At 63.9% G+C, this 23,882-nt stretch carries 22 protein-coding genes; all 22 read right to left on the bottom strand.

All coding sequences use genetic code 11. The features are described from left to right. Positions 1 to 60 precede the first annotated feature (60 nt). Complete coding sequence (locus CJ177_RS31280) at positions 61 to 1,140, bottom strand: LLM class flavin-dependent oxidoreductase (protein WP_063886814.1); 1,080 nt, start codon at positions 1,138 to 1,140, stop codon at positions 61 to 63. Between the two features lie 389 nt (positions 1,141 to 1,529). Next, a complete protein-coding gene (locus CJ177_RS31275; RefSeq protein WP_095869527.1) occupies positions 1,530 to 1,925 on the bottom strand; it encodes a RidA family protein in 396 nt (131 codons plus the stop codon). Positions 1,926 to 1,954: 29 nt separating this feature from the next. Then, positions 1,955 to 3,127, bottom strand: coding sequence for an LLM class flavin-dependent oxidoreductase (locus CJ177_RS31270; protein ID WP_095869374.1), 1,173 nt, complete (start codon positions 3,125 to 3,127; stop codon positions 1,955 to 1,957). 1,174 nt (positions 3,128 to 4,301) lie between these two features. Next, complete coding sequence (locus CJ177_RS31260; protein WP_061700745.1) at positions 4,302 to 6,659, bottom strand: LuxR C-terminal-related transcriptional regulator; 2,358 nt, start codon at positions 6,657 to 6,659, stop codon at positions 4,302 to 4,304. Positions 6,660 to 7,073: 414 nt separating this feature from the next. Continuing rightward, complete coding sequence (locus CJ177_RS31250) at positions 7,074 to 8,339, bottom strand: bifunctional 3,4-dihydroxy-2-butanone-4-phosphate synthase/GTP cyclohydrolase II (protein WP_095869373.1); 1,266 nt, start codon at positions 8,337 to 8,339, stop codon at positions 7,074 to 7,076. 63 nt (positions 8,340 to 8,402) lie between these two features. Next, positions 8,403 to 9,587, bottom strand: coding sequence for a thiolase family protein (locus CJ177_RS31245; RefSeq protein ID WP_095869372.1), 1,185 nt, complete (start codon positions 9,585 to 9,587; stop codon positions 8,403 to 8,405). A gap of 31 nt (positions 9,588 to 9,618) precedes the next feature. Further along, positions 9,619 to 11,031, bottom strand: coding sequence for an aldehyde dehydrogenase family protein (locus tag CJ177_RS31240; protein ID WP_231914214.1), 1,413 nt, complete (start codon positions 11,029 to 11,031; stop codon positions 9,619 to 9,621). Between the two features lie 147 nt (positions 11,032 to 11,178). Continuing rightward, positions 11,179 to 12,300 (bottom strand): LLM class flavin-dependent oxidoreductase, encoded by a 1,122-nt coding sequence (locus CJ177_RS31235; protein WP_061698326.1) that lies wholly within the window; start codon positions 12,298 to 12,300, stop codon positions 11,179 to 11,181. A gap of 129 nt (positions 12,301 to 12,429) precedes the next feature. Continuing rightward, on the bottom strand, positions 12,430 to 13,950 hold the full coding sequence (locus CJ177_RS31230; protein WP_095869371.1) for a GMC family oxidoreductase: 1,521 nt from the start codon (positions 13,948 to 13,950) through the stop codon (positions 12,430 to 12,432). Between the two features lie 498 nt (positions 13,951 to 14,448). Then, positions 14,449 to 15,093 (bottom strand): TetR/AcrR family transcriptional regulator, encoded by a 645-nt coding sequence (locus CJ177_RS31225; RefSeq protein WP_231914045.1) that lies wholly within the window; start codon positions 15,091 to 15,093, stop codon positions 14,449 to 14,451. Positions 15,094 to 15,273: 180 nt separating this feature from the next. After that, positions 15,274 to 15,603, bottom strand: coding sequence for a carboxymuconolactone decarboxylase family protein (locus CJ177_RS31220; RefSeq protein ID WP_061698323.1), 330 nt, complete (start codon positions 15,601 to 15,603; stop codon positions 15,274 to 15,276). A 55-nt stretch (positions 15,604 to 15,658) separates the two neighbouring features. Then, positions 15,659 to 16,186, bottom strand: a complete 528-nt coding sequence (locus CJ177_RS31215) for an NADPH-dependent FMN reductase (RefSeq protein ID WP_061698322.1) — start codon at positions 16,184 to 16,186, stop codon at positions 15,659 to 15,661. A 35-nt stretch (positions 16,187 to 16,221) separates the two neighbouring features. Further along, positions 16,222 to 16,716, bottom strand: coding sequence for a flavin reductase family protein (locus CJ177_RS31210; protein ID WP_009475734.1), 495 nt, complete (start codon positions 16,714 to 16,716; stop codon positions 16,222 to 16,224). 12 nt (positions 16,717 to 16,728) lie between these two features. After that, positions 16,729 to 17,511, bottom strand: a complete 783-nt coding sequence (locus CJ177_RS31205) for an enoyl-CoA hydratase-related protein (RefSeq protein WP_061698327.1) — start codon at positions 17,509 to 17,511, stop codon at positions 16,729 to 16,731. A 71-nt stretch (positions 17,512 to 17,582) separates the two neighbouring features. Beyond that, positions 17,583 to 17,978 carry a RidA family protein gene (locus CJ177_RS31200; protein WP_061698321.1) on the bottom strand — a complete coding sequence of 132 codons (396 nt, stop codon included), beginning with the start codon at positions 17,976 to 17,978 and terminating at the stop codon, positions 17,583 to 17,585. Positions 17,979 to 18,088: 110 nt separating this feature from the next. After that, positions 18,089 to 19,435 (bottom strand): MFS transporter, encoded by a 1,347-nt coding sequence (locus CJ177_RS31195; RefSeq protein WP_095869370.1) that lies wholly within the window; start codon positions 19,433 to 19,435, stop codon positions 18,089 to 18,091. 64 nt (positions 19,436 to 19,499) lie between these two features. After that, on the bottom strand, positions 19,500 to 20,348 hold the full coding sequence (locus CJ177_RS31190; protein WP_061698319.1) for an amidohydrolase family protein: 849 nt from the start codon (positions 20,346 to 20,348) through the stop codon (positions 19,500 to 19,502). A 5-nt stretch (positions 20,349 to 20,353) separates the two neighbouring features. Continuing rightward, positions 20,354 to 20,749: a RidA family protein gene (locus CJ177_RS31185; RefSeq protein WP_005256878.1), complete on the bottom strand. Its 396-nt coding sequence runs from the start codon at positions 20,747 to 20,749 to the stop codon at positions 20,354 to 20,356. Positions 20,750 to 20,777: 28 nt separating this feature from the next. After that, complete coding sequence (locus tag CJ177_RS31180) at positions 20,778 to 21,950, bottom strand: LLM class flavin-dependent oxidoreductase (protein WP_005256877.1); 1,173 nt, start codon at positions 21,948 to 21,950, stop codon at positions 20,778 to 20,780. Between the two features lie 200 nt (positions 21,951 to 22,150). After that, complete coding sequence (locus CJ177_RS31175) at positions 22,151 to 22,852, bottom strand: SDR family oxidoreductase (protein ID WP_061701586.1); 702 nt, start codon at positions 22,850 to 22,852, stop codon at positions 22,151 to 22,153. After that, complete coding sequence (locus CJ177_RS31170; protein ID WP_095869369.1) at positions 22,849 to 23,298, bottom strand: hypothetical protein; 450 nt, start codon at positions 23,296 to 23,298, stop codon at positions 22,849 to 22,851. The genes CJ177_RS31175 and CJ177_RS31170 overlap by 4 nt, the downstream gene beginning before the upstream one ends. Then, positions 23,295 to 23,747, bottom strand: a complete 453-nt coding sequence (locus CJ177_RS31165) for a MaoC/PaaZ C-terminal domain-containing protein (RefSeq protein WP_005256873.1) — start codon at positions 23,745 to 23,747, stop codon at positions 23,295 to 23,297. Before CJ177_RS31165 ends, CJ177_RS31170 begins: the two co-directional genes overlap by 4 nt. Positions 23,748 to 23,882: the final 135 nt, after the last annotated feature.

The raw sequence follows: 23,882 nt of genomic DNA, 5'->3' as shown, positions 1-23,882 counted from the left end.
CACACGGCCTGGCCAGATCATGTGGCGGCCCGTATTTGGGAGCTCGAGGCGCGGGAAAACTCAGGCGTTCTGCAGCGCCTGCACCGCGGTAAAGTTCTTCATCAATGGGAACACCTCACGCCCCATCCGCTTGATGTCCTCCACGTAGTCCGGGAAGATCAGCATGAATCCAGCGACGTCGAGTTCGGCCCACTCGTCGAGCTGGCGCGCGATACTCTCCGGGGAACCGGTGATGAAATCCGTCGAAAACTGCACGAATCCCTTGGCGTCGACACCGGCGAGGATCTCTGAGGTGCCGCCCTTGGCGGAATCGGTGGATGCCTGCCCGATCATGTACTCCATCACGCCCCGATCCGGGCTGTCGATGTAGCTCTGCAGCTTTGCTTCCGCTTCCTCGTCGGTGTCAGCAAGGACAACACCCAATGCCACAAACGGCCGGATGGTCCGCCCCGCGTTCTCCATCTGCTCGTTGAACCTGCCCACGACCTCCTCGAGGGCGTCCACGCCTCCCCAGGCCAGGCGGAACGAGTAGTCGGCGTACTTCGTGGTGAATGCGATGGCGTCGTCCGAGGCGCCGGCACACACGATGTTCACGTGATTGTCTGGCTTCGGGCCCATCCGCAGATCGTCATACTGGAAGTGCTTGCCCTTGAAGTTCGAGACGCCGTTCTCCCAGAGCTCGCGCACCACCTGGCAGTACTCACCCGCGTACTCCCAGCGGTAGTTGTTGTACTCATAGCCGGGCCACACATTCATGACCTCGAGCTCACGGGGGTGCCAGCCGCCGGGAACGATGTTGAGTGAGAAACGCCCCTCGCTGATCTGGTCGATCGTCACCGCCATCCGCGCCGCGATCGCCGGATGGATCGCCAGAATATTCACGGAGCCAATCAGCTTCATCGTCGTCGTGTCCCGGGCAAGGGCAGCCATCTGTGTCATCGACTCCAGTGCGTCGTCCCAAAACCCCGTCGTGCCACCGTGCCCGCGCAGCGCCGACAACGACAGGGCAAACGAGAACCCGTTTTCCTCACCCGCCTGGATGATCTCCCTCATGTGCGAGTACGTCGGCGAATACTGTGGAGCAGCCTCAGAAATGATGTAACCATTCCGAGCACTGGGAATGAAAATACCGAACTCCATCGCAGGTGTTCCTCTCTTTAGCGACCCGCCTTCACACGGATCGGTCGAATAATGCGCGGAGCCTCTGATTCGAGGGCAATCCGACTAGGACAAGACTTCGGATTCGGGCGTCCTGGGCAGGACGGTGTTAGTAGGGGCTGGGAGCTGTTGTCGCCGTCATGTCGCGCCGTGGTCTTCGCGGAACCCTGTAGGAAGCATGAGCAGCTTCAGCGTGCAGTTTGGGCACCGTGCTGACTTCGACGGCGGCCCTCATTCGGCGCGGGCGCTTCGTGTGCTGGTGCAGATTCTGTCTGTGCCGGTCGAGCGGTCTCACCGATGACTTCGGGGTCGAGTTGTGCGTCGGTCGACGACTTGTCGGCCGCACGGCCCGACATTTTCTTCGCGCGGTTCTACCGCTGGTTCCGCGGTCGGATCGCGACGGCGTCGATCTCGACGCGGCAGTCGCCGGCGATGCCGACGACGAGCGTCGTGCGCGCCGGGTACGGGCCTTCGCCGAAGACCTCGGTGTACGCGGTCCAGAACTCCTTGCGATACGAATCGTCGGCCAGGTAACACGTCGTCTTCACCACGTCCCCGAGCGTGCAGCCGACAGTCTCGAGGATCCCCTGGATCTCCTCCAGCGCGATCTTCGTCTCGTTCGCGATGGTGTCGGCCTCCGGCTTACGCGCCCGCGTCTCCAGATCCAGCGCCATGCCGCCGCAGAACACGTAGTCCTTGGTCGCCACACCCGGATTCATTCCGAATCGAGGGTAGGCAAGGTTGCCTGGGTTGAGGTGTTCCGCCATGAGTATTCCTTCCGTGAGGGCTTCGTCGATCACTGCGAAGCCGCGAGGGTGGAGTCGAGCTTGCGCACCTCAGGCATGACCTCGGCCGCGAACAACTCGAGGGAACGATCCACCTCGTCATGTGCCACACCGGGAAAGCCCATCTGCAGCAACCAATTCTGAATGCCATGCGACCTGGTCAGCCGGGTCATCTTCTCGGTCACACTCGCCGCCGAGCCGATCATCAGGTGATCGCGCTCCATCAGCAGATCGAACGGATCCATCTCTTTGAACCGCGGATCTTCCGGATCCTCGTCGGCGTCGAGCCACACCCCGATGCCACGGACCCGGCATACGAACTCGAAGAACTCCACCACACTCGCCTCGGTGACCCGACGCGCCTGCTCATCGGTCTCGGCGACGTAGCACAGTCGCAGCACCCCGACATCCTCCCCCAGGTCCGGCGTCGCGCCGGTGACAGCCGCCTTCTCCTCCCGATAGAGGTCGAGCAGATTGCGCAGCACCTGACCGGTCGGATACCAGGTAATCGGCTTGAGACCCTTCTGCGCCGCACCACGGAACCCCTCCACCGACTCGGTCACCGCGAACAGCGGCGGCATCGGCTGCTGGAAAGGCTGCGGCGTCATCCCGAACGCCTTCAGATCGCCCTGCTCGTCGACCCAGCCCTCCGGCATCGGCGCCCCCGGCGAGTGAATGAACTTCGTCCGCGGCTCCGGGAACGTGTACCGCTCTCCCGACCAACTGAACAGATCCTCCGTCCAGATCCTGCGGACGATCTCCAGGTTCTCCTCGAAGATCGCCCGGCTGTTGTCCGAACCATTCCACCGACTCGCTGCAGGATTGAGGTTCATCACCTCGATCGGCAGGATCCCGCGACCGAACGCCACATCCAACCGGCCCTCGCTGAAGTGATCGAGCAACGCAAGATCCTCCGCGACCCGCAACGGATGCCACAACGTCAGCGACACCGCAGCCATCCCGAACCGGATCCGGTTCGTCCGAGCGGCCAGATCCGTCGCCAACATGATCGGATTCGGGCTCGCATCCGTCCCATCGGTGTCGAAATGATGCTCACCCAACCAAATCCGGTCAAACCCCAACTCGTCCGCCATCACGGCATGACGCCGCGTCGCCTCCAGCACCTCATGCCAGGACAACTCGCCCGAACGATTCGTCAACGCATACAGCAGATCGATTTTCATTTCCACTCCAAGTTCATCGGCTCTCGCCCATATTTCGGACAAGGACCGCATTGCTGTCCAAGCCCGTACCCGAAGGCTGACCTAGGGGGCCCAACCGTTCAGGTGATGCCCATCACATGAGAATCGCTGCAGCCACGCCTTGGTGCCAGCGGGAAATTACCTATCCGCTACCTATTGGCCGTACCCACGTACTACGTAGGCGGGCATGGTGAGGGTGGGTGCCGTGGTATGCCCAGGTCGCCGGCTGGTCGGCAGCGGCCACCCGCCCATGTCAGTTCTATGGTCCCCTTCCTGGGACGCGGGCGCATGCGGGAAGATCGGGTGCGGTCTCTCACCGAGGTCGATCATTCTTGGCGCCGGTAAGCCCGAATATCGGTTTGATCCGAGGGGCGATGGTGGGGGGGCGCGTTGTTGCCATGCCCCAGGGTCCACCTCTTGTCACCTATTCGGTTCCTGCGGACGGCCGCGTTCATACAATCGGTTTTGTGGGAACGACTTTCATCATGGATGGGTCGCCGATGTCGAACTGTTAGCGGAACGGGTCGCGGCGCTGGATCTCGGCAAGGCCGTTCTCCAGGCGTGTGTGCGGGTGCCGCACCCAGAAGCGGCCCGGTAGGCGAATTCCGGAGCTGCGCGGTTACCGCACGGCCACCGCACGTTGTTGGTGATGGTGGCCTGGTTGCGGCACTGGCACGTGCGGCGGGAGGTTATGGAATCCACGTGCACCTACTGGAAGGGCGTGTACTAACTTGCCGAAGCCGAGTGCTTTGACTGCTGGCTGGTCAACGACAGTCGACGGCACGCCCGGGCGGACCCTCGGGGCGACTCTCACGTCCTGCGCGGCCGGCTGACACCCCGCACACCGGCACTTCGGACCAGCCACTTCCCCTGGACCGGCCACGGGCCACTTTGCCGCCGGACATGCGCCCTCACTTGACCAGAGAGGCGCCGTCTAGATCGCGTGCCTCTGGATCTGGACAGCCATTCGAGTAGGTACACGAAAGCCGGCAACCGGCACGCGGACGGATTCCTTTGTCCGCGAGTGATCTCTGTGGTCGCACACGGTGCGGACATGGTGCCGCTGTCAGCGCGTCGATTGGGATCACCAAAGACGCGCACTCGCCGTGCGGACGGTCCGTTCTCGGATCAGCCCCAGCTCGGATGAGAAGGTGGCTCAGCGGCCGGGTTTCTGTTCGTGGACCCACGCGGCAAGTTGCGTACGCGAGGTGAAGCCGAGTTTGACGAGGGAGTGCTCGACGTGACCTTCGACGGTGCGTTGGGAAATTACAAGCCGGTCGGCAATTGCCCTGTTACTCAGTCCTTCGGCGACCAGTTCAGCCACTTGTTGCTCGCGTCGGGTGAGGCTGAGGGCCTCGCCACTCGTCGCGGGCACCTCGGCCCGCGTTTCTTCACCCAAGGCGTAGGCAACCGCTTCGTCCGCGCTCAGTGCTGCGCCTCGCTTCATTGCGGCCTCAAATGCTCTTTCACCGAGAGAGGTTCGAGCGTGCTGCCGAGACTTCTCGTGCAAAGTGGCAGTGTTTGTCAGAGCGGGTGCGCGACCACCGGTAGCGCTGAACAGTACGTCCGCAGCGCCCAGCAGCACCGTGGACCGTTCCGGCCTCTGTTCGACGTCGGTCCACGCAAATTGCTCGAGCGCCCAGGCGTAGCTCAGCTGACTTCCCACCATCCGGGACAGCCGCAGACCGTCCTCGAGGAGCGCGGTTCCACGCTCACGTTCTCCGTGCTGCCACATCGCGAAGCCATAGTCACACAGCGCCATTGCTCGCCATATTATTTCCTCCCGCGACTCGGTGAGCGCGATGAGCTCCTCGTAGCTCTCTGTAGCTCGCTGGATGTCGCCGGTCATCTCGAAGGCGAGCGCCAGCCAGACCAGTGCCGGCACCAGCTGGTTGAGATCGCCTTCGGGACGGAAGATGTTGATCGCGTTCTCGAGGCTGGCGATACCTGTCCGAAGCGCTCCGTTGGAGACGGCGAGGCACCCCTCCGCGAAGGCGACCAACGCATCGAGGTCGGCATCCCCGACCCGGGCAGCCAGCAGTCGTGCCTGGTCCGTCGATACGGTGCCGGCGGCAACGTCGCCCTGCAACGCGGCCAGCATGCTGCTGGTACACAAAGCCTCGATCCGGTCGAGGGGTTGCTGACCTTCCTGACTTGTGAGTGCACGATCGAGCCAGTGACGGCCTTCGCTGAACAACCCTCGCACGAACCAGAATTGATACATCGCGGTGACGATGCGCATGCCCGCTTCTGCCTCGCCGTCCTCGCTGAGGCAGAACTCCATGGCGTCGCGCAGATTCGGCTGCTCACGCTCCAGTCTGGCGATCCACTCCACCTGCAGCGGACCGATCCATTCGGTCTTCGCTCGGAGCACGAGTTGCTCGTACCAATCTCTATGCCTTTTTCGAAGGTTCCAGTATCCGTCGGCTTCGTATAACTTCTCTCGTCCGTATTCACGAATCGTGTCCAGCAGTCGATACCGCACCACCGACCCGACCTCTTCGCGGATCAAGACCGACTTATCGATCAGAGACGTGAGCAGATCGAGTAACTCTCCGTCAGGCGGGTCCGCGGCGAGGACCCCCTCGGCAGCGTCGAGCTCAAAACCACCGGCGAACACCGCCAGCCGAGCCCATAACCACTGTTCCTGCGACGAGCACAGGTCATAGCTCCAGTCGATGCACAACCTCAAGGTCTGCTGCCTCGTCGGTGTTCCTCTGCCGCCTAGCGTGAGAAGTCGGAGTCTGTCGCCGAGGCGCTCCCTTATCTGCTCGACCGACATCGCCCGCAATCGTGCCGCCGCCAGTTCGATCGGCAAGGGCAGGCCTTCCAGACGCCGGCAGATTTCAGCCACCGTGCCCATGTTGTCCTCGGTGAGCCTGAAACCCGGCACTGCGGCGCCCGCACGCTGCTCGAACAGGGTCACCGCGTCATATCGGGAAATCTCGCGTAGCGTCGCCGTCGATCGCGTCAGCTCCGGCAGCGACAGCGGGGGTACTCGAACCACTACCTCCCCACGAATGTCGAGAGACGCACGGCTAGTGGCGAGGATTTGGACACCTGGGCACGTCCGCAGTACGACCTGTGCAACACCTGCAACTGCCTCGACTAGATGCTCGCAATTGTCCAGGACTAATAGGATCCGTTTTTCCGCCAGCTGTTCGGTGAGCACAGTCATGGGCGGCCGGACGGAGTGATCCTGTAGACCCAGCGCACCCGACACGGCCTGTCCGAGCAGGTCCCCGTCGTGTAGTTCACCCAGTTCGACGAACCAGACACCATCGTCGTATGTCCTGCGCGAAACGGCGCCGATCCGCAGGGCGAGCCGGGTCTTGCCCACGCCGCCGGCGCCGATGAGAGTTACCAGCCGCGATCCGGACAGCAGCTGGCGGGTGTCTGCCAGCTCGCGCCGACGGCCGACGAAGCTGGTCAGGTCGAGTGGAAGATTTCCGGATTTGCCTCGCCTCGACTTGGCATGCACTCCGATGTCCGCGGGGGGCTCACTTTCGGGCATGGCCGCATCCAGTATCGAACCGGCACATTACGCAGGAGGCTGAATTGACGGGCGCGTCCGATGCGCCGAGCCGATCGGCCAATCCGAAAGAAGTCGGCCGTACAGTCATGCGCCACCTCTTGACAAATCGTGCCCGCTATACGATGTACGTTCTACAGCCTGGTGACGGCGAGTTCAACTCCCCTGGCCCGCTCGACTGCGGGCGTCACCGCGGTGATGGCCAGTCCCGCGAGAGTCACGTGTCGACCCGGTCGTCGGATGCGGCGAGGGAGTTCCCTCGTGAACGGATTATCCGTTCCGATTCCAACGGTCGGCAGTAGTCCGATTTCGCGGCGGGCGTTCCGACCCGATCGAGCAAGCACGCAGCGCACCCGGCCGACGTTTTCCTTTGCTGTGACGAGCCGGGCTGTTTGCTCAGCCGAAGGCGGTGATACTGCGCTCCCTCACGGGAGTCGCCGGCGGGCACAGGTCCGGAAGGTCGTGACCCATCCGGTCCCGTTTGGTCTGCAGGTAACCGAGATTGTGGTTGTTCGGCCGCGGCAGTAGCGGAACACGTGCTGCGACCTCGATGCCTGCATCCTGCAGACAGGTCACCTTCTGCGGATTGTTCGTCAGTAATCGCACCGACCCGATTCCCAAATCTCGCACGATCTGCGCAGCCGTCCCGTAGTGCCGGGCATCAATCGGCAGACCGAGATCCAGATTCGCGTCGACGGTGTCCCGGCCGAAGTCCTGCAGACTGTAGGCCTGCAGCTTCGCCGCCAGTCCGATGCCGCGCCCTTCGTGCCCACGCAGGTAGATCACGACACCGCGGCCTTCACATCTGATCCGCTCCATCGCTTCGGTCAGTTGCGGCCCACAATCGCAGCGACACGATCCGAAGACGTCACCGGTCAGGCACTCCGAATGCACTCGTGTCAGCACCGGGGCGGCATCGGAGATGTCGCCGTGCACCAGCGCGATGTGCTCGGTGCCGTCGGTTTCCACGCGATATCCGAAGGCAGTGAAGTCGCCGTGCAGTGTCGGCAGCCGGGTCGCGGCGACCCTCTCCACGAGCAACTCGTGCCGGCGCCGGTATCCCACCAAACTGTCGATGGAGATCATCGCCAGACCGTGGGTGTCAGCGAAGTCCCGCAGGTCAGGAGCCCGCTTCATGGTGCCGTCGTCGTTGACGACCTCCACCAGCACACCGGCCGGGGCCAACCCCGCAATCGTGGCCAGATCCACTGCGGCCTCGGTATGGCCGCGCCGCACCAACACCCCGCCCTCGCGGTAGCGAAGCGGGAAGACGTGACCTGGCCGCGTCAGATCCGACGGCACCGAACTCGCATCGGCAAGCACCCGAGCAGTCCGTGCACGATCGGCCGCAGAGATCCCCGTGCTCACACCGTCGGCCGCGTCCACTGACACCGTGTACGCCGTGCGCATCCGGTCCTGGTTGTGCGGGGTCATCAACGGAATGTCCAGCCGGTCGAGCATCTGAGGCGCCATCGGCACACAGATCACCCCACTGGAATACCGAATGGTGAACGCCATCAGCTCCGGTGTGGCCTTCTCCGCGGCGAAGATGATGTCACCTTCGTTCTCCCGGTCCTCGTCGTCGACCACCACGACCGCCTTACCGGCCGCGATGTCGGCGATTGCCCGCTCCACACTGTCCAGACGGACTCTGTCGCTCATGGGAGTGCTCCTGCCTTCTCGATGGGAGGGGCGGGACGCTCTGGGAAGTGCGTCCCGCACCCGTCAATCTCTTTCCAGAATGAGTGCGTTTGCCATGCCGCCCGCCTCGCATACCGTCTGCAACCCGCGTCGCTGGTCGGCGTCTTCCATCGCGTGCAACATCGTCGTCAGCAACCGGCAACCAGTCGCTCCGAGCGGATGACCGAGCGCGATCGCTCCCCCTCGCGGATTCAGGCGGTCGATGTCGACCTCGAGATCCGACTGCCACGCCAGCGGCACGGAGGCGAAGGCCTCGTTGACCTCGAAGTGATCGATCTGATCGATGTCCAGGCCGGTCCGGGCCAGAATCTCCCGTGTCGCCGCGATCGGCGCCGTCAGCATCATCAACGGATCGTCACCGCAGGCGTAGAAGGACCGGAGTCGGGCCCGGGGACGCCAGCCCATCCGCCTGGCCGCCCGTTCGCTGGCGATCAGCACCGCGCTGGCGCCGTCGGTCAACTGGGACGAGTTCGCCGGTGTGACGTGCCATCGCAATTCCGGGAACCGGTCGGCGTACTCCTCGGTGTGGAAGGACGGTGTCAGCGCCCCGATCGAGTCGAGGGTGGTACCGGGACGAATGGTCTCGTCCCGGTTCACTGTCTCATCCGTGGCCGGCACGCGAATGGGCACGATCTCGCGCACGAAAGCACCTGAGGAGTCCGCCCGCGCCGCGAGTTGATGTGAACGCGCGGCGAACTCGTCGAGTTGTTTCCGGTCGAGATTCCACCGGTGCGCGATGAGTTCGGCTGCGACACCCTGGGGTAGCAGTCCCGGAGCGTACCGCTCGCTCACCGAGGGACCGTAGATGTCAGCACCCTGACGATTCGATCCCATCGGCACACGGCTCATCGACTCGACGCCGGCCGCGATCACGATGTCGTAGGACCCCGCCATCACGCCTTGCGCCGCGAACTGCAACGCCTGCTGACCGGAGCCGCACTTGCGCTCGATGGTCACGGACGGCACCTGCTCCGGCAGCCCCGCCGCCAGCCACGCCATCCGCCCGATGTTGCCGGACTGCTCGGACGACTGCGTGACACACCCAACCAGTAGATCGTCGACCTCGCCGGGATCCACCGCCGTTCGCTCCACCAGCGCGGAAACCACCTGTGCCAGCAGCTCGACCGGATGAACACCGGCCAGTGCGCCAGCCGGGCGGGCTCGGCCCATCGGCGACCGGACCGCATCGATGACGACCGCGGAGTTCATGTCGCGTTCCCACTGGTTCGCCGCATGGTGCTCACCATCGGGTGACGACCAGTTTCTGATCGGTGAAGAAATCCAACGGCGCAGCACCACACACATGCAGGTCACCGTAGAACGAGGCACCGTACCCGCCCATCGTCACATTCGCCGGCGGCGCCGGAAACGCATTGATCCCGACATTGCCGGCCCGAATACCCCGCTCAAACTCCACCGCCACCGCACCAGAGCTGGTGAACACCGCTGCAGCGTTACCGAACTCGGTGTCATTCGACAACGCGATCGCCTCCGCGAGCGTGTCCACCCGATGCACATTGATCACCGGACCGAACAACTCCCGACCCTCCACCCCGTGCCGCGGATCCAAATCGGCAACGATCGTCGGCCCGATGAAATAGCCGTTCTCCGACCCCGCCCCACCCACCGGCTTCACGTTCCGACCATCGAGGACGAACGTCGCACCCAGATCCTCCGCCTCCCCCAGCGCCGCCAGGATCCGCTCCTTGCTCTCGGCGCTGACGACCGGGCCCATCGTCACACCCTCGGCCATACCGTCACCGACCACCAACTGATCGGCCAACGCCACCACACGGTCCATCAAATCGCCGTAGACGTCACCGACCACCACGACCCGACTCCCCGCCAGGCACCGCTGACCCGCCATCCCATAGGACGAGGACACGATCCCGGCCGCCGCCCTATCGAGATCCGCATCCGGGGCCACCACGATCGGATTCTTCGCACCACCATTGGCCTGCACCCGCTTCCCGGCCGCTGCCGCCGCCCCGTAGATCGCCCGCGCCGTCGGCGACGACGTGATGCACGAAACCGCCACCACCGACGGGTGGGCGATCAGGTGCTTGACCACATCCGCCCGGCCGTGCACCAAGTTCAGCACCCCATCCGGCAGACCCGCCTGCTGCAGCAACCGAATCGCCGCGGTGGACGCGAGCGGATCCTGCTCGGACGCCTTGATGATCAACGCATTACCGGTGACCAGAGCCCACGCCGAGAACTGCACCGTGTTCATCACCGGGAAGTTCGACGGCGTCACCGCCACACACACCCCCAACGGCTCCCGCACCCGCCGCGCATCCAAACCAGTGGTGACGTTCACGGCGTCGCTGTGATACAGCATCGGAGCCGCAATCGCCGTCTCCAAGAAATCGACGGCCCGCCCCACCTCACCGCGCGCCTCATCCAACGTCTTACCCTGATCGATCGTGATCGTGCGCGCCAACGACTCGACATTGTCCTCGAGGATCACCTTCATCCGATACAAAAACCGCACCCGCTCCGACAACGGCCGCGAACCCCAGTCGGCGAAGGCACGAGACGCAGCCACCACGGCCGCCTCCGCATCCTCGATCGTCGCCGGCACCAACTCCGTAATCACCTGCCCCGTCGCAGGATTGAACACCTCGATGGCATCCGCTCCCGACCCCGGCACCCACCGACCACCAATCAAACACATAGCCGTCAAATCCACATCGGTGATTGTCACTATTCAAACCCCTCACTACTCAAAAATCGTTTGTAGGTGCCGCCGACTCGACGAACACTTATGGACGGTTCGGCCCCGAGAAGCCGAGAGTTGCTATGACGTCGGCGTCAGTGTGCGGTCGACACCGTAGGTAACACCGAGTTCGCCGCCCACATCGTGGGCTTTGAGGCGCGGAAGCACCTCGGAGGCGAGCAGTTCGAAGTTTCGGGATGACACTTCGGGCGCCATGCCGCCGAAGGACGGTGCGATCAGGACCCCGCCCGCGTCCAGTCGATCGACATACTCGAGAATCCGGTCGACGACCTGATCCGGCGTTCCCCACACCTGGAGATCGGCGAGGAAGTCGCAGAAGCCGTCGACTCCGTGCTTCTCGATGTTGCGGCTCAGCCCGGCGTAGTATTCGTAGCCTTCAATTTTCGCGAAGCCGACGTTGTCGAATTCGTAGTGCTCGACGGTCGACTCGGCGTAGCGCCGGAGGTACACATCGCGCATCTGCCGGGCCTCGGCTTCTGTCTCTCCCACTCCGACGAAGACGCAGATGATCGGCTTGGCCGGCTCCTCGCCGTTGATCTCGAGGTAACGGGCACGGTAGTCGCGCATCTCGGCTTCGGCTTTGCCCCAGGGCTTCTGCGCGATGACCATCAGCCCGACCTGCAGACTTGCCATGAGGTCGATTGATTGCGGAGACACCGCCGATGCGAAGGTGCGACCGCGGAACGACGCATACGGCGCGGGGCGCAGGTCCATGGCCGGCTGTTTGTACAGTTCGCCGTCGGCTTCGATGACGCCGGACTCGAGACCGTTCAGGATCGCTTCGGCATACTCCGCGAAGAGCCTGCGGGACTTGCCCATCTCCACCCGGAAGCCGTCGAACTCTACCCGGCCGAGCCCTCGGCCGATGCCGAGCATCGAGCGGCCGCCCGAGAGATGGTCGAGCAGGATGAAGTTCTCGGCGGTCCGAACCGGGTCCTGCCAGGGAAGAACGGACACCATCGTCCCCAGTTTGACCGTGGATGTCTTGGCCGCAAGCCACGAGAGGAACTGCGGGACATCGGGTGTCATGCCGTAGGCAGTGAAGTGATGTTCTGGGGTCCATACCGAATCGAATCCGGCGGACTCTGCCCGCAGCGCGAGGTCCAGCTCGTTGCGGTAGGTCTCCGCGTCCGAGACGTTTCCGTCGATGTTCTGAAATACGAGAGTGATGCCGGTGTGCATCTCTCCTCCTTCGTCGAGTGGTGCAATCGGTCCTACCGACCGGTTGGTACGTAGTGTAGCTGCCGAAAACTTGGGGCGCCAGAGGCAAATCACCGTCGAATCAGCTGATTCGTGGGACCGCGCCCGGATTCACCCCGCGTGTCTGCCGCACAGCAGATCGGCGGCCTTCTCACCGATCATCACGGTCGCAGCATTCGTGTTGCACGAGACGATGCTCGGCATGACCGACGCATCTGCGATGCGTAACCCGTCGACGCCGCGCACCCGAAGGTGCGGATCGACCACCGCCGTCGCGTCAGTGCCCATGCGACAGGTTCCCGAAAGGTGGAAGAAGCTGCTGACACTGTCGTGTATCGCCTTCTCCAACTCCGGGCGGTCGAGGCGAAGTAGTGCGGGGGCGTCGGAAGTGCCACCCCATTCGTCGAATGCGCTCGTCTCGGCGAGTGTGTTCACCACCTCGATTCCGGCGATGAGCTGTTCGATGTCGTACGGGTCGCTGAGGTATTTCGGATCGATCAGCAGCGGCGCTTCCGGGTCGGAAGACGCCAGGCGAATGCTTCCGCGGCTTCGCGGGCGCATGTGCCCGATCCCGAAGGTGAAACTATTCTCGGCTGGCCGTTGCCACGGCGTGTGGTAGTCGACCTGGATCTGCACGATTTGCAGCTCCGGCCGGGTCTGAGACGGGTTCGTCTTCGCGAACAGCGTCGACTCGGCGTAGTTTCCACTCGGTGGGGGCAGCTGTCGATCCGCGCGCATCCGGACTCCCGCCAGCAGGATGTGGTCCTGCAGGTTCAGGCCGACCTCCGGCGAATCGATCACCGGTTGCACGCCGACCGACTCGAGGTCTCGGACCGGTCCGACGCCCGAATGCAGCAGCAGCCGCACGGAATCGACTGCACCGGCGCACAAGACAACGTCGCCGGCCGCCGCGGTCCGGATCGAGTGGCCGTCCCAGGTGTACTCCACCCCGCGACAGCGATCGCCCACGATGACGAGGCGTCGACAGATCGCCCCGGTGCGAACTGTCATATTTGTCCGGCCGAGCGCCGGCCTGAGGTAGGCGCTCGCGGTGCTCTGTCGCCGGTTCCCGCTGATCAGCAACTCATGGCACGCTGCCCCGAGTAACTCGCCACTGTTGAGGTCTGCTGCGACGGCGTGCTGCGCCTGCCGCGCGGCCTCGACGTGGGCGAGTGACAACGGGTGGGGCGAGTCGATCGGCCGCGGCGCCAGTGGTCCGCCCCGACCCCGGAATCGGGGGTCGCCGTCGGGGACGTCCTCGGAGCGTATGAAGTAGGGCAACACCGAGTCGTAGTCCCAACCCTCAGCGCCCTCCGCGGCCCATGAGTCGTAGTCGACTCGGTGTCCCCGCAGGTGCGCCATGACGTTGATCGAGCCCGAGCCGCCCAGGACCTTGCCGCGGGTCGCGGGGACCGTCCGCCCGAGAGCCTTCTGCGGAACCGTCGCGTAGTTCCAATCCAGCTCGCTGCCGGCCAAACTCGGCCAGGCACCTGGGTTCTCGATGTCTGGTCGTCGCTCGGAGCCGCCGGCCTCCAGGAGCAGGACCCGGACCTCGGGATCCTCGGTGAGTCGCGCAGCAATGATGCACCCGGCGGTTCCGCCGCCGACGACGATGTAGTCGTAGGTGTCCATGATGCTCTACCGCCCGACCCCGACCGGCTGCACCGCGCCCGCCGTCACGGTATTCGCGTTCGGAACGTCACCGAGTAGTTCTGCTGGCATGATCCAATCCTCAATGTCGTACGGATAGAGGGGTTCTCATCGCTCTCAAGAACGGAGCACCGATCTCGGATATCTCGGGGAACGACCGCCCGGAGTCACTGATTCAGGCTGGAGCGCGTCCGGTGCGTGAGGCTTCTCGGCAACAGAGGAACGCCTTCCAGCCAGGAAGTGTGCCGCCGGCTCAACAGATAAACGAAGTTCATCTGCGCCTACATACTAACCGGGCGGTACGTAATGTTGTGAGATGACGTTACCGCACTACGCGTCAGGGGGTCAAGAGATCGCGACGATACCGCTGGGACCGCGGTTCACCCGGATACCGCGAACCCGGCGCATCACGGTAGGCGCTAACGAGCACGGCCTCCACGAAGGGACATTCGTGGAGGCCGGGTGGCCGAAGAGTGCAGCTCAGGCGTCCGCTGGTCGCTCGATCAGTCCGTCGATGAGGATGTCGGCGTAGATGGTGCCGATTTCACGGGGGGTTACCGAGCCCTTCAGGTCCAGCCAGACGTGTGTCCACGCCCCCATGCCGATGATCCCGAATGCCACCAGTCGTGCCGGGCCCTTCTGTCGGAACACACCCTCCTGCATGCCGCGCTCGATCACGTCGACGAAGAATCGCTCGAACTCGTCACGCTTCTGCTGGATCTCGGCGAAGACATCGGTGGGCAGGAACTTCCGTTCCTGCATGAACACCGTGATCTCTGCCTTGTAGATCGACATCGGTTCGAGTAACGCCTCGGTGATCAGTCGTCGCAGGATCTGATCCGGACTCTGTTCCTTGTCCGCCATGACACTGCGCGCACGCCCGAGCTGATAGTTGATGAACTCGTCGTGCACCCGGTAGAGCAGGTCTTCTTTGCTCTCGAAATGGTGATAGAAGGCGCCCTTGGTCAGCTCCGCCGCATCGACGATGCTCTGGACAGACGTTGCCGCGTATCCGTTCCGCTCGAAAAGTTCGACCGCGTTTTCGAGCAGGGCACGCCGAGCTCCCTCGGGGTCGCGGACCCTACGGCCACTCGTCTTGCCACTCGAAACCTTAGGCCTCGCCACGAAACTTCCTCCCTGGCCGTTCAGCCCGCCGTCCATCGCCGAGTGCGCCGTCCATCTCGAACACTCTGCGCGGAGCGGGTAGGCGCGATGCTACGGCACGTCCAGTACACCCACGGCTCGTCGGCGTACCGATCAAGTATACATTCGTACCAGTCGGCATGCTATGTGCGCCCGGCCAACCTATCGAGAGGCTTCGGGGCCGGGGAGGTCCCGAAGGATCTGGACTGCCGTCATCGCGGTGGGCCAGCCGGAGTAGAACGCGAGGTGAGTGGCGACTTCCACGAGTTCTTCGACGGTGAGACCGTTGTCCAGTGCCGTCCGCAGATGGAAGGGCAGCTGCTCGGAGCGGTAGAGCGCGATCAAGGCAGCGACGGTGATGAGGCTTCGGTCTCGAGGTGTCAGTTCACGACGTTTCCAGATGTCGCCGAACAAGGTGTCGTCGGTGAGTTCGGCCAGCTTCGGAGCGAACGAACCGAGTGCCCGTCGGGCGGGGCCGGGTATATCGGGCATGATTGTTCCTTCGAGGTACTTGGGGCGGCGGTGTCGCCGGGTGTCCCGTGTTCATTTACGCCGGCGCAGTGCGCAGTGCGTTCGTCAGCGAGGCACCTTCCCTGGACAGCCAGGCGCTGACCGTGTCCGTGAGGTGGTCGAGTTCGGAGTCCACGACGTAGAGACTCCGAGTGGGCACGACGGCACCCAGTTCGACCAGCAGCGGTCGGAGGTGGACCTCGCCGGCCATGGCATGGTGTGGGGCACCGCCCACCATCACGGGCACCGCTACGGCGCCGTCGAGTGAGACGGAGCCGAAACGGTCGAAGAAGGATTTGAGCAGGCCCGTGTAGGTCGCCTTGTAGGTCGGCGAGACCACGATGAGGGTGTCGACTCCGCTGACGAGCTCCATGTCCCGTTGCACCGTCGCGGAGTCGGGGTCCAGAACGTCCCCGCCGTGCATCGCCAGATCGACGACAGGGCCGACCCTGCCTCCGACCGCATCGGCGACTTGACGGCCCACCTCCAGTGCGACGGTTGCCGTCCGCGATGCCGGCCGCGGGTTTCCGACCAGAACGCCGACTGTGATGTCGCTGTGCGCCATGGACTCTCCTCGATTGATCGTCAACGAGTATCGGGTCATACCTGCGATCCGACGGCCGTGAAGAATTCCCGGCGTGCATAGGCCAGGGCATGGCAATCCTCGCGGACTCCCCCGTCGACCACGGCACCGACCACGATCGTGTGATCGCCGGCCTCGACCATCTGCTCGACCCGACACACTGCGAACGCCGCGGTGTTCTCGGCGAGCACCGGCCCGCCCAGTCCTCCGTCTGGGGCCGACCATGCATGTCCGTCGAACTTCGAGTCCGACTTGACCGCGAAGGCCAGCGCGACGCTCTCGTGGCCGTCGGCGATGTAGTTGACGGTGAAGGATCCCGACGAACGCACCGCCTGCAGGGTGTTCGACCCGTGGTCGAGGCATGCGAGGACGAGCGGGGGATCCAGCGAGACAGAGCACACCGCGGACATCGTCAGACCCTGGTGCCTGCCGTCGTCACCGGTGGCAGTGACGACTGTGGCGGGGCCTGGTGCATACGCCATGATGTCTTTGAACTTGCCCAGGTCGATCATTGTTCGTTTCTCCTAGCTGGATCGGGATGACGTGGTGCGGCCCGCGGCGCGAATCGCGTCCTGGACACCGGGGTTGTACGCACTGGCTGCCTGAGCCCAGGACTCGAATCCCAGCGTCACGTCGAAGGAATTCTCGGCGGCGAGATTCACGGCTTGTTTCATGTCGCGAGCGAGCGACGGCTGCAGATCCGCGACCGAATGTGCGAGAGTCAACGCTTCTCCGAGCGGGTCATCGGCGTAGACGTCTGCGAGTCCCTCGTCATGGGCTTGCACGCCGTCGAGTGTGCGGCCGAGGAGAACCGTGCGTAGTGCACGTCCCCGCCCCAGCTTCTGCGTCAGGAAATAGGTGCATCCGCCTCCCGGATGCAAGCCCATTTTCGCAAAGGTGGCGCCGAATCTGGCGTTCGGCCCCGCGATGGTGATGTCGCATGCCAACGCGAGATTCAACCCTGCACCGATCGCATGACCGTTGACGGCGGAAACCGTCGGGTATGGAAGCTCCCGCAGCCACAGGAAGCTCTCGTAGTACGACAGTTGACGGGCCCGCATGCTCGACGGGGTCGCGCCGTTCACGCCGAAGATCGCCATGAGATCCGCCCCGGCACAGAAGGAGGTCCCGGATCCGGTCACCACCAGGCACCGCGTTTCAGTGTCGGTGGACAGCTGGTCCGCTGCGTCGAGTAGCTCGAGGCGCATGGCGGGGCCGATGGCGTTCCGCTTCTCCGGGTCGTCGAGTACGAGAACCCGAATGCCGTCGTCGTGGCGCTCGATGCGGATTTTATCGAATTCTGTCATTTCCCAGTCCTTCTGCGAGGTTCCGGTCGACACCGATGAACGTGGTCCGACCGTCGGCGTTCGTTACCGACTCAGGCTGCGTCGGGACGTACCGCGACGGCTTCGATCTGAACACGCAGGTTCGAGGCGATACCGAGGACGAACGTCGACCGTGCCGGGTATGGTCCCTCACCGAAAGCGCCCTTGTATGCATCGAGGAACTCGAAGCGATGTGCGTCGTCCTGCAGGTAGCAGGTGGTCTTGACGACGTCTCGCAGTGTGAGGCCTGCGTCCGCCAAGATCCTGGCGACGTTCTCGAGGCAGATCCGGGTCTCGTCGGCGATCGATTCCGCCTCCTTACGTCTCGCCATGGTCTCGGGGTCGATCGCGAGGCCCGCGGCATAGACGAACACGTCGGTCGCGGTACCGGACGACAGCCCCTGCGGGCTGAAATCTCCCAGGTCGGCTGGATTCAAGTAGTCGATCATTTCGACCTCGTCTTTCGTTTGTACGATCTGGTTGGGATCTGCTCTTTCTCGGGTTCAGCCCTGTCTTGGCCGTCCCAGTCGCGAGGACCGCCTGTTTCCTACTGCGGCGCTCACGCCGTGCGTAGGTCGACGGTCCGGGTCTCACCGAGTGCGCTGACAGAAAGCGCGGCCACGATGCACAGCGCGGAGATCATCACGGAAACCGCGATGCTGCCCGGGCCTCCCGGCGCGATGAAGGTTGCAGCGAGGAGCGGGCCGAGGCCGCCACCGATCATGCCGGCGAACTGGTAGCACAGGGATACGCCCGTGTAGCGGGACGCCGTCGGGAACAGCTCCGCGAGCAGTGCGGGGACCGGGCCGTTCGCCGCCGCGTTGAGCACGGTCATGCTGATGACATACGAGAGCAGGATCAGTGGGAAGCTTCCCGACGTCACCAATGGGAACATCGCGAACGCGTGGATCGCCGTGAGCAGGGCCGCGGTGACGTAGACCGGTCGCCGGCCGTATCGGTCGGAGAGCCACGCGAACAACGGCACAGTGAGAAGCATGCCAGCCGTACCGATCATCAGGGCGTTGAGCAGCGTCTGGCGCGGGATCCCGAAGTCCTTGTGCGCGTATGTCACCAGCAGTGACGTCGCCACTGCGTACGCCATGAACGGTCCGGCGTAGACGCCAATTCCGAGCAGCACGCGACCCCGGCGTTCCCGAAGTAGCGCGAACAGCGGCGCGCGGCGCGGCTCCTCTTCGTTACGCTCCTTCTTCTCGGCCAGCAGGACGGGACTCTCGCGTACGCCGACCCGGATGTACATGCCGATTCCGACGAGGACGACCGTCACGAGGAAGGGCAGACGCCAACCCCAGGACAGGAACTGGTCCTCGGAGAGCCCGCCGAGCGCTGCGAAGGCCGCGAAGGACAGTAGGAGTCCGGCCGAGGCTCCCATCTGGGTTGCGCTGCCGTAGAAGCCGCGGGACTTCGTGTTCGCATGTTCGACAGCCATCAAGACGGCGCCGCCCCATTCACCGCCGACGGCGATTCCCTGTATGAGACGGAGTACCACGAGCAGGATCGGGGCGAGCACGCCGATCTTGTCGGGTGTCGGCAGCAATCCGATCGATACGGTTGCCACCCCCATGATGCTCAGGGTCCAGATGAGCGAGGATTTCCTGCCGAACCGGTCGCCGAAGTGGCCGAAGATGATTCCACCGAGCGGGCGGGCGAGGTATCCGACGGCGAGCGTGCCGAACGAGGCGATGAGCGCCACGGCCGGCGACGATCCCGCGAAGAACACCGGGGCGAACACCAGGCTCGCCGCGGTCGCGTAGATGAGGAAGTCGTAGTACTCGATCGTGCTGCCGATCGCGCTGGCGATATAGACGCGGCGCCGTTGGCGAACAAGATCGTCGTTGGGCCTGTCCGTAATTGCCCTTGGGGAGGAAGTGCCGTCGAGAGTACTCATTGCGGTCTCCGGATTCGGGGCGGGGGTGGATCGCTGGTGATCACATCGGCCCGCTGAGTGGGGGCTATTTCGGGAGGATGATGTCGAGCGGCCGGTTGTAGAGGATATCCTCGACCACGTCGTGTGGGATCGGGAGTGGCATGTCGAGTTCCGAGATCGCCAGGAACTGATCGGCGGACTCTTTCGGACAGAATGACGGGAAGTCGGAGCCGAACACAAGGCGGTCGGTGACATGGCCCTCGATGGCGAGCCGGAGCCCGTTGTAGAGCTGCCAGGTCTTCACCGGTAGCGTCGATACGTCGGCGAAGACGTTGCGGTTCTTCATCATCAGCTCGACCGTCTCGTTCATCCACGGCTTCCCGAAGTGTGCGACGAGGATGTTCGTGTCCCGGAACTCGCGGGCGACCTTGTCGAGAAACATGGGGTACGCGTATTCGTTGCACCCGTCGGGCGCGAACACGCTCGCCTGGTGGAACATGAGGAAGATGCCGAGATCAGCGGCAGCACGATAGACCTCGTAGGCCTCGTCGCAGTGCGGATGGAAACCCTGATACGGCGGTGAGAGTTTCACCCCGTGAAGGCCGTATTCGCGCACGGCGCGACGGAGTTCGTCCGCCGCGCCGGGCTGGGTCGGGTCGACGCTGCCGACCCCGATCGCCCGTTCCCGGTTGGCGTCGAGGTACTCGCCGACATAGTCGTTCGGCACCTTCATTCCGATCCGGGCCACCTGCAGGCCGAGGACCAGGAACCTCTCGACGCCGGACTCCGCCATCACCCGGGTGTGTTCGGCGAGGTCTGCGCGGCCGAAGCCTGGCCGCCCGACGAGCTCGGTTCCTCGGTCGGTCCATACCGGGCCCAGGTGTTCGGGCAGGTAGATGTGTGTGTGCCAGTCGGTGAACGGGCGGTCGGGCATCGTGGCTATCCCTGTCTCTTCGGCCGGAGCGCGACGGCGTCGATCTCGACGCGGCAGTCGCCGGCGATGCCGACGACGAGCGTCGTGCGCGCCGGGTACGGGCCTTCGCCGAAGACCTCGGTGTACGCGGTCCAGAACTCCTTGCGATACGAATCGTCGGCCAGGTAACAGGTCGTCTTCACCACGTCCCCGAGCGTGCAGCCGGCAGTCTCGAGGATCCCCTGGATCTCCTCCAGCGCGATCTTCGTCTCGTTCGCGATGGTGTCGGCCTCCGGCTTACGCGCCAGCGTCTCCAGATCGAGCGCCATGCCGCCGCAGAACACGTAGTCCTTGGTCGCCACACCCGGATTCATTCCGAATCGAGGGTAGGAAAGGTTGCCTGGGTTGAGGTATTCCGTCATGAGTATTCCTTCGGTGGGATCCGGTGGATCAGTTCGCGGCGACAGCCGTGGAATCGAGTGTGCGGAGTTCCGGCATGCACTCGCTGGCGAAGAGTTTCAGGGATCTGTCGATGTCCTCGTGTGCGATGCCCGGCACGCCCATCTGCAACAGCCAGTTCTGGATGCCGTGCGACTTCGTCATCCGCGTCATCTTCGCGAGCACGGTGTCCGGCGAACCGATGAAGAGGTGATCACGATCGAACATGAGATCCCAGGGAGCCATCGCCTTGTACTTGGGATCATTCGGGTCCTCGTCGGCGTCGAGGAAGACCCCGATACCGCGAACCCGGCAGATAAGCTCAAAAAACTCCACCACCGCCGGCTCAGCGATGCGACGCGCCTCCTCGTCCGTGTCCGCGACGTATGCCATGCGCAGCACGCCCACATCCTCGCCGAGTGCCGGGGTGACGCCGGTGACCTTGGCCCGCTCGTCGCGATAGAGTTCGCAGAGGTTGTGGAGAACCTGACCGGTGGGGTACCAGGTGATCGGCTTCATACCCTTCTGAGCGGCGCGCCGGAAGCCCTCGACAGTCTCGGTGACCGCGAACAGCGGCGGCATCGGCTGCTGGTACGGCTGCGGAGTGATCCCGAACGCTTGAAGCATGCCGTCATCGCCGACCCAGCCTTCCGGATCGGGCGCACCGGGCGAGTGGATGAACTTCGTCCCCGGCTCCGGGAATGTGTAGCGCGGCCCCTTCCAACTGAACTGGCGGTCGGTCCAGATCCCCTTCACGATCGCGAGGTTTTCGTCGAAGATCCCGTAACTGTTCTCGCTGCCGTTCCAGCGGTTTGCCTCGGGATTGAGGTTCATCACCTCGATCGGCAGAATTCCCCGACCGAACGCCACATCGAGACGACCGTCACTGAAGTGGTCCAGGATGGCGAGATCCTCCGCCACCCTCAGCGGATGCCACAGGGTCAGCGATACCGCCGCCATCCCGAACCGGATGCGGCTCGTCCGAGCGGCCAGATCCGTCGCCAGCATGATCGGATTCGGGCTCGCATCGGTCCCGTCGACATCGAAGTGATGCTCCCCCAACCAAATACGGTCATATCCGAGCTCGTCCGCCATCACGGCATGTCGCCGCGTCGCCTCCAGCACCTCATGCCAGGACAACTCGCCCGAACGATTCGTCAACGCATACAGCAAGTCCAGTTTCATACTTCACTCCAAGTCTCTGTGGCCGAACGCCGCTTCCCGACGAGAACGACCGTCGTTTCTTCAACCGGTTTTCGAGGGCCGACATCACACCGCACCCTTCCGTGACGACCATCACACGAGGGTCCCTGCGGACCAGCCCCGATGCCAGCGGGAAACTACCTATCCACTACCTGTGCACTACGTATCTGCCATGACCGCCTTCAGCCATGACTGCGACCTCCGCAGCACGGCAATACCTGTCCCGTGACATATGCCGCCTGGTCGGAGCCCAACCAAGCGACGGCTTCGGCGATATCGATGGGCCTGCCCGGGCGTTGCAGCGGAATGCGCGAGATGATGCGGTCACGCACCCTCGTGGGTACTGCGTCGGTCATGTCGGTGGCGATGAAGCCCGGTGCCACGGCGTTGACGCGCAAGCGCGGCGCGTGGCTCAACGCCAGTGACCGGGTCAGGCCGACTACGCCACCCTTCGAGATGGCGTAGTTGAACTGGCCGACGTTGCCGAGGTATGCGCGTGAGCTGATATTGACCACCGCGCCACCATCGACGATCTCGTCGGCCAGTTCGGACGTCAACTCGAAGGTCGCGCCCAGGTTGATTCGATTGACGAGTCGGAAGTTCGGTTCGGTCATGTCGCCGATCAGAGCATCGCGCGTGATACCGGCGTTGTTCACCAGCAAGGTCGGCTGCCCCTCTTCGGACCGTATTGCGGAGCGAATCTGCGCACGGCCCTCCGGATCGGCGATGTCGGCCTTCACTGGCGTGGCATCGATCGATGCTGCGCTGTCCCCGACCGTCGGATCCACGTCTACCAGGACCAGGCGGTAGCCGTCCTTCGTCAGGCGCCGGGCAATTTCGAAGCCGATACCCCGGGCCGCGCCTGTGACCACTGCAATCTTCATGGCAGAGCTGCTCCTAAATGTTCGTCGCCGAGTACGAAGGCTTGACCGTTGGCCCCGCGAGTGGCGACGAGGAGATCCACCGCGTCGGCAACCGACTTCGGTTCCACATCGTCGGCCACGGCGACGACCGTCGAGTAGCCGTTGTGTTTTCGGCGCTCGAGCGCGAGTGCGCGCGCGCCGCTGAGTAGGCCGGCTGCGACAGCCGCGTCCAGCGGTTCGGTTCGTCCCAGCAGTGCGGCCGAGCGCACGACGTAGACCACTGCACCACCGGCCGCGACTGTCTCCCGGGTCATGTCGAACGCCTGAGCCAGTTCGTCCTCGGTCTCCGCCCATTCACGAAGACCGGTCCGTGCGACGAATACGAGACCGTCACGGGGGTCTTTTCCCGCAGGGCCGGCGCCGGTCAACACCTCATTGAGTTGGGGGTCGTCCGCGCGGACCCTCATACCTTCGCCTCCCGCTTCACCAATGCCACCATTTCTCCTTCTTGTACGACGACATCGTGCTGATTGAGAACCTGCACGTGCTGGACCATGACGCCACGGTCGGGTTTCGACGTGGGAGTCAGCTCCACGACCTCGTTGGCCGCGCGGATCGTGTCGCCGATGAGCACCGGACGCACGAAGCGCCAGCGACGGATCTCGGCGAACGCCACCAGGGTGTCGTCGAAGATTCCGAGCCGGCCCCGAAGGCCTGTCACGATCGACAGAACGAGCGCTCCGTGAGCAATCCGTTCGCCGAACTGACTCTCGCGCATAGTTTGCGCATCAGTGTGCAGCGTATGAAAATCACCGGACACTCCGGCGAAGTTGACCACGTCCGCCTCCGTCACAGTGCGACGCGGAGTCTCGAACGTCATTCCGATTTCCACGTCGTCGAACCACAGTCCGGCCATGGGACACCTTTCGAGAATTCATTGCGGAACTCCGACTCGAAGCAGTTTGCCGAGCGGCTACCGTTCACGGAAACTTAGTACCGCCCGGTCGGTACGTCAAGTATCAAGATGCACTCACGTGGCGGATCTCGGCAC

Origin of the sequence: Rhodococcus sp. ACPA1, assembly GCF_002300195.1 — a bacterium.
GTDB classification, from domain to species: Bacteria; Actinomycetota; Actinomycetes; order Mycobacteriales; family Mycobacteriaceae; genus Rhodococcus_F; species Rhodococcus_F opacus.
Note: the sequence above shows the minus strand (reverse complement) of the source record. Positions and strands in the feature narration are given on the sequence as shown.